The sequence below is a fragment of the Nocardioides sp. YIM B13467 genome, assembly GCF_042788075.1.
Classification (GTDB): Bacteria; Actinomycetota; Actinomycetes; order Propionibacteriales; family Nocardioidaceae; genus Nocardioides.
The window spans coordinates 3,927,944-3,940,526 of sequence record NZ_JBHZPJ010000046.1; the positions used below are offsets into that span (position 1 = coordinate 3,927,944).

Genomic DNA, 12,583 nt, shown 5'->3' on the forward strand with positions numbered 1-12,583 from the left:
ATGGCCGAGCCAGCCCCACCTGGGGTCAACCAGCTGTTGGTCGAGGACGGCCGGATCGCCGCGATCGGACAAGACCTCGGAGTCACCGATGCCGAGGTGATCGACGCGCGTACAGGCATCGTCATGCCCGGGATGGTCGACACGCACAGGCACACCTGGCAGTCGATCCTGCGAGCCACCTTGGCCGACGGATCCCTCTACGACTACATGGCCCGTGTGCGTTACGGCTACGCGCCGCACTTCACCGCTGGCGACGCGGAGCTGGGCAACTACGCCGGCGCATTGGATGCGCTCAACGCTGGAGTGACAACGGTGGTCGACAATGCCCACCTGGTCGCCACCCCGGACCATGCCGACGCGTTGCTCACAGGTCTGGAGAACGCGGGCATCCGGGCCGTCTACTGCTACGGCCTGCCCGACGTGGCGGACCCCGACGTACCCATCGAGACCGAACGAACCTTCACCTCTCGCTGGCGCCATCAGGACGCGGAGAGGCTTCGCGCCGCGAGGCTGCCCGTCAGCGACGGGCTGATCCGGTTCGGGATCAGCGGCAGCGACTTTCTCTTCGCGCCCCTGCACTACACCGTCTCGGAGGTGGATCTTGCCCGGCGTCTGGACGCGCATCGGTTCTCGGTGCACGTCGCCAACGGGCCGTTCGCCCGCGGCACTCGCTATGTCACCCGGCTGCTGAACAAGGGCTTGGTCGATGACCGCACACTCTTCGTGCACGGCAACGTGCTATCCCACGCGGACCTGTCACGTATCGCGAGCGTCGGCGCCTCGATCTCGGTGACCCCGGAGAGCGAGATGCAGATGGGCATGGGGACTCCGATCTGGCCAGCCGCACGGCACGCAGGAGTGGCCTGTGGCCTAGGGGTGGACATCGTGTCGGGTGGCTCGGGGGACCTGTTCACCCAGATGCGCTTGGCACTTGCCGCCGGGCGCATGGCCGCCAACGACGACCTCGGCGCCCACAGGATGATGCCCGAGAAGTTGCAGCTGACCACGGAGCACGTCTTGCGCGCGGCCACCATCGAGGGCGCTCGCGCGGCCGGCCTGGACGACGAGGTGGGCACGTTGGAGGTCGGGAAGCGCGCCGACCTGATCCTGGTGCGGACCGCCGAACACCACCTGTCACCTCTCCTCGACCCAGTCAAGACCGTCGTCGTACAAGCCGGAGCGGGCGACGTCGAGCTGGTCATGGTTGACGGCCGGATCGTCAAGCGGGACGGGGAACTGGTGGGCACCGACCGGCACGGGATCGAGGCGCGTCTTCAGCAGGCCGCCGAGCGCATCTTCACGGCCACGACCCAGCAGAGTCTCGACCAGGCATACACCTACGTCCGAGCAGCATTCCCACTGGACCGAGCCACCGCGCTCGGAGCTCGACTCGTGGGGAAGGCCCTACAGGTCCGTGGGCTGGACGACACGGTGTTCCGGGTCATGCTCGCCCAGTCCGGCAAGAGCCAGCAGCCCGCCATCGAGGACCGCACCACGAACTGAATCCATTGCCTGTTTCGCCCCTACTCGTCCACCTGAGCCGCGAGTTGCCCGCATGCGCCGTCGATCTCACGGCCGCGGGTGTCGCGGACGGTGTGGAGATGCCCTTGGCCTCCAGGCGGCGTACGAACTCGCGCTCGTCCTCCGGGTCGCTCGCAGTCCACTTGGAGCCAGGGGTGGGGTTGAGCGGGCACAACACGAATACAGGTGCACCGTCTCGAGTTGGACCTGCCAACCCGTCGACTCATCCCGCGACGGGACCTCGTGGGTGGCCCCGGCGTTCTGCCCCTCCTCCCGACACGACCGACCACAGTCACCGAGGGCGCAGCTTCCCCTCTTGAGCGGCCATGACGCGGGCTACCTGGTCCACAATTGCCCGCGTCTCGCGTGGCCACACGAGCCAAGTGACGAGCTGAAGTTCCGTCCCAGCCAAGGGGAGCCAAGGCCAGTCGGGCAGTAGTCGTCGTGCCGAGTGCTCGATGAGGAGTACTGCGTCCGCTTCAACCGAATGTGCCGCAGCTAAGGCGTACTCCGAGAATTGGACGAACTGCCATAGGGGGACGGCACCCGAGTCATGGGCGGCAACCACGAGCTGGTCGTCAACGACGGGGACCTGCTGGCGACTGTGTGCCAGGACCCGCAGCCCGGACAAATCACCCATACAGCAGCTCGTCTGAACTGCCAGCGGGTGTTCAGGGCGGACCGCGACACCGAACGCCTGCGAGAAGAGCGGTTCGGCGTTGCCTGATTCAGGTGGTTCCCGGGTCATACCCAGATCCAGCCGACCTTCGTGTAATAGGCGCAGTTGCTCCCGACTACTTGCCTCGGTCAACGAGAGCGCTGCTCGAGGGACCGCCTCTCGTACGGTGTCAAGGAGCCGGATCAGTTGGTCCTGAGGAACTCCCGGCGGGACTCCAAGGTTGACCAGCTCCCGAGCGCGGACATCCTGGTCTCGCGCCATGTCAGGGATGGCATCCACCAGCCTCAGCAGGAGCTGCACGTGGCGATGCAGCGCCACCCCCGCCCCTGTGAGCGCCGTCCCGGTGTGTGTTCGCGCGAAGAGCGGACTGCCGATCTCGCGCTCAAGCTGCTTGAGCTGCCTGCTCAACGATGGCTGAGTGGTGTGGAGCCGATCGGCAGCCCGAGACATCGAGCCCTCATCAGCAACGGCAGCGAAGTAGCGCAGGTGACGTAGTTCCACGGACTTCCTCCAGGCCAGGCCATGCCCGCCAGGCATGCCCTTCCTCATCACTAGGTATTGGACGGGACCATCAATGAGCGCTTGTACTAGTGGCAACGCGGAATGTGATGGCCATCTCACTCCTGCTCATTCTGCCGGATCTGCCTCGCAGGCAGATCTCCCGCCTCCTCTGAAGGGTTCTCGACATGAGTCAATTCGTCGAATCCACAACCGAACGACATGGATATCGCTGGGTCATCCTGATCCTGGCCTGGCTGGCGTTCACGATGACCGCAGTCGACCGGTCCACGTGGGGACCTGCCTCGGTTTCCGTGGCCGATCACTTGGGCGTCTCCCTCGGAGCTCTCGGAGTGTTCGCAACTGGGTACTACATCGGATACGTCATCTCTAATGCCGCAGGAGGCCTCCTCACCGACTGGCTGGGTCCGCGCGTCATGATGGGCTCCTCGCTGTTCTTGGCCGGCGGCTTCATGCTGCTCTTCGGACAAGCCGAGTCGGCCGCTGTCGGCATCGCGTTCCAGGCAGGTATCGGCATCTTTGCCGGGTGCGACTACTCAGCCGGCGTAAAGGCCATCACGCAGTGGTTTCCGGCGAGCGATCGAGGTTTCGCGATGGGCGTCTTCATGACTGCCACCTCACTTGGAGTGGTCATCGCGAACGCTGTCGTCCCCCGGCTCATCGAGGCGTCTGGCTGGCAGGCCTCCTACCGTTTCTTCGGAATGGCCTCGATGGTCGTGGCAGTCCTGTGCCTCGTCTTCATCCGCGAAGCCACCAACACAACCTCCACCCGCCGACAGGTCCCAGACCTGCGGCAACTCTCCAGCAATCGTGACCTATGGCTGCTGGGCCTGGGCGGGTTCTGCGCGCTGTGGGGAACGTACGGCTTCATCACCTGGTCGAACGCGCTGATGATCAAAGGCAGCGACATCTCACCTGTCAAGGCCGGGGGCGTCGTGGTCATCTTCGGCATCGCCGCGATCGCTGCGAAGCCTGTAGTCGGTGTCCTCTCCGACATCCTCGACATGCAACGCAAGACGCTAGCCACGATCATGCTGATCGCTTTCTCGGCCTCCTTGATCCTGTTCGGGCTCCAGGATGGCCTCACCGGTTTCTACTGGGTGGCCCCACTGCTAGGTGTCTTCGCGTACGCCTACAGCCCCCTGTTGGTGGCCCTCATTCCGCAGTTGGCCGGAGCCCGCCTAGCGGGCTCCGCCGCCGGCGCCACCAACGCTTTCTGGCAGCTGGGAAGCGCCGCCGTGCCCGTGGTCCTCGGGATGGTGTTCGCCCAGACTCAGTCATTCTTCTGGGCCTTCGCCACCCTGGCTGTCGGTCCGCTGCTCGGCGCCGTGCTCATCAGCCGTGTCCGCGAGACCGCCCCGAATCCGGGGACAGCCCTCACCGAGTCCACCGCCACCGCTGGAAGGAACTGAACAGATGAACTCCGACTTCGATGTCATTGTCGCCGGCGGCGGATCAGCCGGTATCGGAGCTGCCGTCGGAGCAGCACGGCGCGGAGCCCGCACTCTGCTCATCGAGCGAGGTCCAAGTCTCGGCGGCGCCGCGACCCTACGCAACGTCGTCGCCTACTGCGGCCTCTACACCCTGGAGTCACGCCAAGTGGTCTTCGGCGTAGCTGAGGAGATGCTTGCCGGGCTGCGTGACCTCGACGCGATAACCGGACCGCAGCAGTTCAAAGCAGTCGCCGCGGTCTTCGATCCCGAAGCGGTGAAGCGAGTCGCTGACGAGCTCTGCGAGCGAGCGGGCGTGACCGTCCTGCTCCACAGTCAGCTGTTCAACGCCCACCGCGACGGAAACTGCATCGCAAGTGTCCAGGTAAGCGACCACGCGGGAGTCCACGAACTCACCGCACGCGCCTACGTTGACGCAACAGGAGAAGCGGACCTGGCACATCGTGCCGGCGCCGAAGTCCGCTACGGAAACGACGGTTGGGTGCTCAATGGCACCCTCGGGGTCCGGTTCGGCGGGATTCCTGCCGACGTCGAGCTCACCCGGGAACAGATCGCCGAGGCGGTTCGGCAAGCAAAGCGCGCCGGCGTAGAGGGCCTGACCGGCGACACAGGGCTCACAGCCCGGATGCCGATCTCGCACGACCTCATCACGTACCTGGCTGACGAAGCCTATGACGCCCGGGACGCCGCAGACACCAGTCGTGCCGAGCGCTCCGCCCGACGCCAAGCCCAGGCATACCTGCGCGTCATCCGGACCATGCCCGGATGCGATGGCGCGTACATCGCCAGCACCGGCCCCGAGCTCGGGACCCGGGAGTCGCGCCACGTTGTGGGGCGGGTACAGCTCACCGAGAAGCACGTCTTGAACCCGGGGCCGACCGACGACGCCGTCGCGCTCGGCGCATGGCCGATCGAGTCTCACCCCGGGCCGGGGCTGCCGCTGGAGTGGAAGTACATCGGAGAGCCCGGGCACTACGGGATCCCGCTCGACGTCCTCCGTAGCCGAAACACCGACAACCTCTTCGCCGCTGGACGCGCGGTCGACGGCGACCGCGGCGCAGGTGCCTCCATGCGAGTCATGGGGACCGCGTTCGCCACCGGCCAAGCAGCCGGCGTGGCCGCAGCTGCGGTCGCCTCGGGCAAAGAGCCCACGACTCCGCTCGTCCGTGAAGAGCTCAACAAACAAAACGCACGCCTGCCCTGACCACCCGGTCCCTACACATCATCAAGGAGTTCACATGCTGTCCAAGATCGCGCTCGAGGAACACTTCGGAGCCGTCGACCCCAATATCGTCGAGCAGTCCGCAACCCACTTCACCCCTGACGCGTGGCCCGCGCACCGCGCCAGGCTGCTGGACCTCCACGAGGAGCGCCTCCAGACCATGGACCAGTGCGGAATCGAGAAGGCGGTCCTCTCCCTTCTCTCCCCCGGCATCCAGTCGCTGCACAACCCAGCCCAAGCCATCGACTGGGCCGCACGTCTGAACGACTATGTCGCAACCCAGGTCGCCCAGCGTCCAGACAGGTTCGCGTCGTTCGCAGCACTGCCGATGCAGGACCCCGAGGCCGCGACCGCTGAACTTCGACGAACTGTCGTCGAGCTCGGTCTCGTGGGCGCTCTGATCAACGGCTTCTCCCAGGTAGGAGACGAACAGACCGTCGTGTACCTGGACGACCCTCGCTACGACGTCTTTTGGGCAACCGTGGCTGAACTCGGCGTCCCGATTTACCTCCACCCTCGCGATCCCCTGGAGTCGACCAGCCCGCAATACTCCGGCCACCCCTGGCTCTACGGCTCAGCCTGGGCGTTCTCCGTGGAGACCGCCACCCACGCTCTTCGACTGATGGGAAGCGGAGTCTTTGACCGCCACCCCGGGATCCAGATCATCCTCGGCCACCTCGGAGAACTACTCCCGTTCAACATCTGGCGCACCGATCATCGACTAGCGGTCGCTCCCCGCGGCCTGAACGTCCAGCACACGTTTGGCCACTACCTGCGAAACAACTTCTATGTCACCACCAGCGGGAACTTCCGCACACCAGCGCTGCTCAACGCAATCCAGGAAGTCGGGTCTGATCGAATCCTGTTCTCCGCGGACTATCCGTTCGAGGACATGAGGGAAGCCGCCACATGGTTCGATGCCGTCGAACTGAACGAAACCGACCTCGTGAAGATCGCCAACGGAAACGCTCGCAAACTCTTTCACATCTAGGGTGACCGGCCCACTAAGCTAGCGGCACACGTGGCCCCATCTCACGTCTATAACCGGACGAATCTGTAATCCCCGAGCCAGCCCCTCCTGTTTTCCTCGCCAGAGCGGCGGTTCACTTAACGCTTTCACAGTTCGTTCATGGGCATTGGAATCTCGCGCTTCCTTCGCTCCGTCCCTAGCTGAAGCGCAGCCGGTTTCAGAGGGCTCAATCTGTCTTAGAGTGCACCCATCTTCACGCCGCATGACTCCGAGCAAATCGTTCGCGATCACGGCGCCCCATCGCGGATGATCGACGCATGTCGGAACATCCCTCACGCCAGTTGCTGCTGTACGACGCAGCCACGCGCTGGAATGCGCCACCACTGTGGCGCGGTCCCGAGGAAGTCATTGAGGCTGCCGTGAACTGCCTCGTTGATGGCATCGACAGCCCGAGCCTTCGCATGCTCGCGGGGGCTTCCCCGAAAGATCCAACCGATGAGATCAAGGCACTCGTCGCTGCGATCCTGGAGGAGCTGGGACTTCCCCAGCCCGGGGCCATGCCTCGAACGCAGGTCATTGGAAGCAACGGCGCCGTCGTCACCCGCCTTCCACGAGACACCGTCCGCTTTGAGGTACGCAGTACCGAACCCGACCTCTCCGGGCACGAGGTACTCGTGTACGTGAATGACGTGGAGATGACGCGGCTCGGCGCGGGCATGGGCATGGATCCGTTCGACCTCCTGATCCCGGACAACCGGCTCGTAGCCACGGCAACCCCACATCAGGTCGGCATCGCCAGGTGCGAGTGCGGTGAGTACGGATGCGGTTCAACCGATGTCGTCATTACTCGTGACGAGAACGCGGTCCACTGGGACTGGGAATTTGAAGCCCCGGTTCGTGGAGGAGCCTCGTTCACGGCAGACGAGTACGACGCGGAGGTCGCCCGAGTCGGAGCTGACACGACATGGGAGCGCCCCGAAGACACCGCTGCGAGGCTGACCCTCGCTGGCGTAGATCGTGAGCGCCTCGCGTCCATGGGCATGCGGCTTGACTGGGTAGCCAAGGACCATGCGGACCACAGTCTGCTCAAGATTGCCTTGTACATCGGCAGTTCAGACTGGAACTCGGACGAGGCTGGCTATCAGGTGTTTCTGCGGGTTGACCGTGCGGGACGCACACCGCAAGAGGCGGCGACAGGGGCGCTCGCCGCGATCTCGCGTGACCCGCAGGAGTGGACTGCCACTTGGCACGCCACAAAACGGGGCATGGCGGTCCCGCCGGTGGTCGCCGGACGAAAGTGGCGTCAGGAAGCCATCGGGATCACGGTGCCTGAACACCAGAGGCGTCAGCTGTTCTGGCGTCGTCGCAGCTGAGTCCACCAGATCCGACACCGCCCGTCACCTTGACCCGCGCCAACGAGCCGTGTCGGGCGAGCGTGAAACACGCCTAGCGAACACTCACAGCCGGAAGAACAGCCCGCGCGTCACTCGGCGGCGGCGAGCTGGCCGCAGGCGCCGTCGATCTCGCGGCCGCGGGTGTCGCGTACGGTGGTGGAGATGCCCTTGGCCTCGAGGCGGCGTACGAACTCGCGCTCGTCCTCCGGGTCGCTCGCGGTCCACTTGGAGCCAGGGGTGGGGTTGAGCGGGATCAGGTTGACGTGGACCCAGCCCCAGTCGCCGTAGGAGTTGAGGACGTCGGCGAGCAGGTCGGCGCGCCAGCCCTGGTCGTTGATGCCGCGCATCATCGCGTACTCGATGGAGACCCGGCGCTTCGTGACCCGCGCGTAGTTCCAGGCGGCGTCGACGGTCTCGGCGACCGAGAAGCGGGTGTTGATCGGGACGAGCTCGTTGCGCAGCTCGTCGTCGGGTGCGTGCAGCGAGAGGGCGAGGGTCACCGGGATGCCCTCCTCGGTGAGCTGCTTGATCCGAGGCACGAGGCCGACGGTGGAGACGGTCACGTGGCGCGCCGAGAGACCCAGGCCCTCGGGTGCCGGCGAGGTGAGTCGGCGGACCGCGCCCATCAGCGCCTTGTAGTTGGCCATCGGCTCCCCCATGCCCATGAAGACCACGTTGGAGAGACGACCGGGGCCGCCGGGGATCTCACCGCTGGCCATCTGCCGGGCCGCGACCACGACCTGATGGACGATCTCGGCGGTCGACATGTTGCGCTCGAGACCGCCCTGGCCGGTCGCGCAGAACGGGCAGGCCATGCCGCAGCCGGCCTGGGAGGAGATGCAGACCGTGGCGCGGTCGGTGTAGCGCATCAGCACCGACTCGACGAGAGCGCCGTCGAAGAGCTTCCACAGCGTCTTGCGGGTGGTGCCCTTGTCGGCCTCCTGCTGACGGATCGGCGTCATCAGGTCGGGCAGGAATGTGTTGACGAGCTCTTCTCGCTGCGCCGCCGGGAGATCGGTCATCTTCTCGGGGTCGTCGACCAGCCGCTCGAAGTAGTGCACCGAGAGCTGCTTGGCCCGGAACCCCGGAAGGCCTGCCTCCTTCGCCGCGTCCTGACGGCCGGCCAGGTCGAGGTCGGCCAGGTGGCGCGGAGGCTTCCCGCGACCCTTGGGCGGCGCCATCACCAGGGGCAGGCGGCGCCCCTCCATCGCGGCGGCCTCGGCCTCAGGGCTGTGCGGGGCCGGTACGTTCGCAGGGTCGGGCTCGGTCACGCATCCATTGTCCCACCGGGGTGCGGCGTACGGCTAAACCTGGATCCGGCCCGCTCGGTCAGCCAGTCTTCAGCAGGATCCAGAAGACCAGCGAGCCGACACCGACCACCACCAGCACGGTGAGGATGATCCCCAGCCAGACGAACTCGGCCAGGCGACGGGTCTTGCGCGGGATGAGCAGCGCCAGGGGCACCAGCAGGGTCAGCGCCACCCACGGGAACAGCTCCTCCGCCCGCTCCTGCCCGACGACCCACGTCAGCAGCGCGCCCCAGGTGCCGGGCACGAGGATCGCGTACGCCAGGCCGATGTAGAACCCGACCAGGGCTGCCACGGTCGGGTGCGAGTCGTGCAGCCACGCCGACACGCCACCCGGCCCCGAGGACTCTTCCTCCGGGCCGTGATCTGCCTCGACGTCTGGATCGGAGTCCACGTCGAGGTCCGAGGGACGCTGGGTCACCCTTCAACCGTAGCGCCGAACCAGGTCATCCTTGGTAAAGAATCGCTGCCGCAACGAACTCCGGGCGATTCAAGCCGATCAGGCGTCGACGGTGATCAGGTCCGGGAAGCCGAGGTCTCGCCACCGGGCGAGATCTGGCGGCGTGCCCGTCAACTCGCTCACCAGGACGGTCCAGGCCGTGCCGTGTCCGATGAGCACGGCGTCTTCGCCCGCGTGGGCCGAGAGGATTCCGGCAGCGGCCTTCGTCACGCGAGCACGGCACTCCTCGAGCGGCTCCCAGCCGTCGTAGGCCGGCACCGTCGGCTCCGCGAACGCCCGCTCGACCGTGGCGTGGAAGTCCTCGACCCAGGCCGCGCCGCGGCGGTGCTCACGGAGCGCATCGACCACACCGACGTCGCCGTCGGTGAGCAGCTGGGCGGTCTGCTGCGCCTTGGGCTCGGGCGAGGAGTACCACGCGGCGCCGGCCGGCAGCCGGTCACGCAGAGCCCAGACGTCGTCGAACCCGGCCGGGTCGAGCTCCCAGTGCTCCGCGGCGACGCCGCGCACCTGGATGGGTCGTCCGTGGCGTACGAGGAAGAGCATCGGGCTGGAACCCGCTCAGAAGACGGCGTAGTGGAGGATCAGCCAGACCGGGGCGACGGTCGCCAGGAGCGAGTCGAGGCGGTCCATGAGGCCGCCGTGGCCGGGGATGATCTGGCTCATGTCCTTGACGCCGAGGTCACGCTTGATGACCGACTCGACCAGGTCGCCGAGGACGGCCATCACGCAGGCGACCACGCCGAGCGCGACACCGACCCACCAGGCGCCGTCGAGCAGCCATACGACCAGGCCGACGCCGGTGGCGACGGTGAAGACCACCGAGCCGGCGAAGCCCTCCCACGACTTCTTCGGGGAGATCACCGGGGCCATCGGGTGCTTGCCGAAGAGGACCCCGGCCACGTAGCCGCCGATGTCGGACATGATGGTGAGCAGGACCCAGACGATGATGCCGCGTACGCCGTCGTCGGAGAGGCCGCCCGAGGTCCAGCCGCCGCCCTCGCGGAGCATGAGCGCGACGAACGAGCCCAGGAACGGCAGGTAGAACAGGGTGAGGACGGCGGCGGCCGAGGTGCGTACGTAGCCGTCGACCCCCCGCCGCAGCACCCACAGCATGATCACCAGAGCGGTCACCGCGGTGGCCGTCACCAGCGCGTCGGAGCCCAGGAAGTAGGCGACCAGGACCATCACCGTGCCGCCGATCATCAGCGGCTGCTCGGGGACGTCCATGTCCTTGGCCATCAGGCCCCGGTGGAGCTCCCAGACCGCGGCCACGACACAGCCGACGACGATCAGCATGAACGCCGTCTTCACGAACATCAGGCTCAGCGCGATGGCGACCAGGAGGACGGCGGCAGAGCCGATCGCCGCGGGCAGGTTGCGGCCGGCGCGGCCGTAGTCCTTCTTCGGCGGCTCGGAAGCTGACGGAGAAGGAGACGGCGGCGTCTGGCTCACGAGTGATTCCTTCATGCTCAGGTCTTTCATCTGGTCGCGGTCCGAATCGCTCGTGGCTCTCGACTGCGTCGCACACTGGATCTCGACCCGCGGTCACGCCTTCGCAAGCTCAGGCGTGCGCTCGCTCGATCTTTTCGCGTTGTGCCCCTGCGACTTCGTCGCAGGGGCACAGGCTCAAACCTCGAGCAGCTCGGCTTCCTTGGACTTGAGCAGCTCGTCGATCGCGTCGGTGTGCTTCTTGGTGAGGCTGTCGAGGCGCTTCTCGGCACCGGTGACGTCGTCCTTGCTGGCCTCGCCGTCCTTCTCGAGCTTCTCCAGGTTCTGCTTGGCCTTCTGGCGCACCTGGCGCACCGAGACGCGACCCTGCTCGGCCTTCTCCTTGGCGAGCTTGATGTATTCCTTGCGGCGCTCCTCGGTCAGCTCCGGGAAGACCGCACGCAGGATCTTGCCGTCGTTGGACGGGTTGACACCGAGGTCGGAGTCGCGGATCGCCTTCTCGACGTTGGCCATCGCGCCGATGTCGAAGGGGGCGATGTTGATGATCCGCGGCTCGGGGCTGGTGAACGAGGCGAGCTGCTGGATCGGCGTCGGAGTGCCGTAGTAGTCGACCAGGATCTTGCTGAACATCTGCGGAGTGGCGCGGCCAGCACGGATGGTGGAGAAGTCCTCACGCGTGGAGTCCACCGACTTCACCATCTTGCTGTCGGCCTCGTTGAGGATGTCGTTGATCACCGGATGCTCCTGTGCGCTCGTAAGTGTTGTGTTGTGGGTGGCGTGTGGGCTCGTGTCGCTCAGCCAGCGGTGACGAGCGTACCGATCTTCTCACCCTGGACGATCCGGTAGACCGCCCCCTCGTCCTCCGCGCCGTAGACCACGATGGGCATCTTGTTCTCCATGCAGAGGGCGAACGCGGTGGCGTCGGCGATCTTGAGTTGCTTCTGCAGTGCCTCGCCGAATGTGATCTCATCGTACTTCGTCGCCGTCGGGTCCTTCTTCGGGTCGGCGGTGTAGATCCCGTCGACGCCGTTCTTGGCCATCAGGACGACCTCGGCGTGGACCTCTAGGGCGCGCTGGGCGGCGACGGTGTCGGTGGAGAAGTAGGGCATGCCGGAGCCGGCGCCGAAGATCACGACACGGCCCTTCTCGAGATGACGCATGGCCTTGCGCGGGATGTAGGGCTCGGCGACCTGGCCCATCGTGATCGCGGTCTGCACCCGGGTGTCGACACCCTCCTTCTCGAGGAAGTCCTGCAGCGCGAGGCAGTTCATCACGGTGCCGAGCATGCCCATGTAGTCGGCGCGGGACCGGTCCATGCCCGCCTGCTGGAGCTCGGAGCCACGGAAGAAGTTGCCGCCGCCGACGACGATCGCGATCTGCACACCGGAGGCGGCGACAGCGGAGATCTCCTTGGCGATCGAGGCGACCACGATGGGGTCGACGCCGACCTCGCCACCGCCGAAGTTCTCTCCGGACAGCTTGATCAGGATGCGCTGGTAGCGGGTCATGCCGTGGCCTTTCCTGGGGCGACGTCTTGCGGGGTGGTGCATGTAGGGGTGGCGTACGAAAGGGCCGGTCCGATGATCACCATTCGGTTCATCGGACCGGCCC

The 12,583-nt window shown here is 66.1% G+C and carries 12 protein-coding genes and 1 pseudogene; 5 read left to right on the forward strand and 8 right to left on the reverse strand.

Going from position 1 to position 12,583, the window contains the following annotated elements; all coding sequences use genetic code 11:
• Positions 1-1,503, forward strand: a complete 1,503-nt coding sequence (locus ACFX43_RS26010) for an amidohydrolase family protein (RefSeq protein ID WP_378838057.1) — start codon at positions 1-3, stop codon at positions 1,501-1,503.
• Between the two features lie 20 nt (positions 1,504-1,523).
• On the opposite strand, the pseudogene ACFX43_RS26015 reads toward ACFX43_RS26010, so the two are convergent.
• Positions 1,524-1,714 (reverse strand): annotated as a pseudogene (locus tag ACFX43_RS26015) (23S rRNA (adenine(2503)-C(2))-methyltransferase RlmN); the annotation flags it as partial.
• A 99-nt stretch (positions 1,715-1,813) separates the two neighbouring features.
• Complete coding sequence (locus ACFX43_RS26020; RefSeq protein WP_378838064.1) at positions 1,814-2,749, reverse strand: LysR family transcriptional regulator; 936 nt, start codon at positions 2,747-2,749, stop codon at positions 1,814-1,816.
• Between the two features lie 137 nt (positions 2,750-2,886).
• Here ACFX43_RS26020 and ACFX43_RS26025 point away from each other — a divergent pair, with 137 nt between their 5' ends.
• The 4 genes from ACFX43_RS26025 to ACFX43_RS26040 all read left to right on the forward strand — a co-directional run bounded on the left by ACFX43_RS26025 (position 2,887) and on the right by ACFX43_RS26040 (position 7,735).
• Positions 2,887-4,131, forward strand: a complete 1,245-nt coding sequence (locus ACFX43_RS26025; RefSeq protein ID WP_378838067.1) for an MFS transporter — start codon at positions 2,887-2,889, stop codon at positions 4,129-4,131.
• Positions 4,132-4,135: 4 nt separating this feature from the next.
• Positions 4,136-5,374 (forward strand): FAD-dependent oxidoreductase, encoded by a 1,239-nt coding sequence (locus tag ACFX43_RS26030; RefSeq protein ID WP_378838080.1) that lies wholly within the window; start codon positions 4,136-4,138, stop codon positions 5,372-5,374.
• Positions 5,375-5,408: 34 nt separating this feature from the next.
• Positions 5,409-6,383, forward strand: coding sequence for an amidohydrolase family protein (locus ACFX43_RS26035; RefSeq protein ID WP_378838084.1), 975 nt, complete (start codon positions 5,409-5,411; stop codon positions 6,381-6,383).
• A 296-nt stretch (positions 6,384-6,679) separates the two neighbouring features.
• Positions 6,680-7,735, forward strand: coding sequence for a hypothetical protein (locus tag ACFX43_RS26040; RefSeq protein WP_378838089.1), 1,056 nt, complete (start codon positions 6,680-6,682; stop codon positions 7,733-7,735).
• A gap of 110 nt (positions 7,736-7,845) precedes the next feature.
• Here the strand turns inward: ACFX43_RS26040 and rlmN are convergent, their stop codons facing one another.
• From rlmN to pyrH, 6 genes are all read right to left on the reverse strand, one after another.
• Positions 7,846-8,964, reverse strand: a complete 1,119-nt coding sequence (rlmN, locus tag ACFX43_RS26045; protein WP_378841159.1) for a 23S rRNA (adenine(2503)-C(2))-methyltransferase RlmN — start codon at positions 8,962-8,964, stop codon at positions 7,846-7,848.
• Positions 8,965-9,085: 121 nt separating this feature from the next.
• Positions 9,086-9,484 (reverse strand): hypothetical protein, encoded by a 399-nt coding sequence (locus ACFX43_RS26050; RefSeq protein ID WP_378838092.1) that lies wholly within the window; start codon positions 9,482-9,484, stop codon positions 9,086-9,088.
• Between the two features lie 78 nt (positions 9,485-9,562).
• The gene (locus ACFX43_RS26055) at positions 9,563-10,066 is read right to left on the reverse strand and encodes a histidine phosphatase family protein (RefSeq protein ID WP_378838098.1); all 504 of its coding nucleotides are present in this window, start codon (positions 10,064-10,066) and stop codon (positions 9,563-9,565) included.
• A 15-nt stretch (positions 10,067-10,081) separates the two neighbouring features.
• Entirely contained in the window at positions 10,082-10,975 is an 894-nt protein-coding gene (locus ACFX43_RS26060) for a phosphatidate cytidylyltransferase (protein WP_378838101.1), read from the reverse strand.
• Between the two features lie 174 nt (positions 10,976-11,149).
• The gene (frr, locus tag ACFX43_RS26065; RefSeq protein ID WP_357360808.1) at positions 11,150-11,704 is read right to left on the reverse strand and encodes a ribosome recycling factor; all 555 of its coding nucleotides are present in this window, start codon (positions 11,702-11,704) and stop codon (positions 11,150-11,152) included.
• 62 nt (positions 11,705-11,766) lie between these two features.
• The gene (gene pyrH, locus ACFX43_RS26070; RefSeq protein WP_355018075.1) at positions 11,767-12,480 is read right to left on the reverse strand and encodes a UMP kinase; all 714 of its coding nucleotides are present in this window, start codon (positions 12,478-12,480) and stop codon (positions 11,767-11,769) included.
• Positions 12,481-12,583 lie beyond the last annotated feature (103 nt).

Coding starts and splice junctions, on each gene's coding strand:
- ACFX43_RS26010 (WP_378838057.1), top strand. CDS start 1: ATGGCCGAGCCAGCCCCACCTGGGGTCAACCAGCTGTTGGTCGAGGAC.
- ACFX43_RS26020 (WP_378838064.1), bottom strand. CDS start 2,749: ATGAGGAAGGGCATGCCTGGCGGGCATGGCCTGGCCTGGAGGAAGTCC.
- ACFX43_RS26025 (WP_378838067.1), top strand. CDS start 2,887: ATGAGTCAATTCGTCGAATCCACAACCGAACGACATGGATATCGCTGG.
- ACFX43_RS26030 (WP_378838080.1), top strand. CDS start 4,136: ATGAACTCCGACTTCGATGTCATTGTCGCCGGCGGCGGATCAGCCGGT.
- ACFX43_RS26035 (WP_378838084.1), top strand. CDS start 5,409: ATGCTGTCCAAGATCGCGCTCGAGGAACACTTCGGAGCCGTCGACCCC.
- ACFX43_RS26040 (WP_378838089.1), top strand. CDS start 6,680: ATGTCGGAACATCCCTCACGCCAGTTGCTGCTGTACGACGCAGCCACG.
- rlmN (WP_378841159.1), bottom strand. CDS start 8,964: ATGGAGGGGCGCCGCCTGCCCCTGGTGATGGCGCCGCCCAAGGGTCGC.
- ACFX43_RS26055 (WP_378838098.1), bottom strand. CDS start 10,066: ATGCTCTTCCTCGTACGCCACGGACGACCCATCCAGGTGCGCGGCGTC.
- pyrH (WP_355018075.1), bottom strand. CDS start 12,480: ATGACCCGCTACCAGCGCATCCTGATCAAGCTGTCCGGAGAGAACTTC.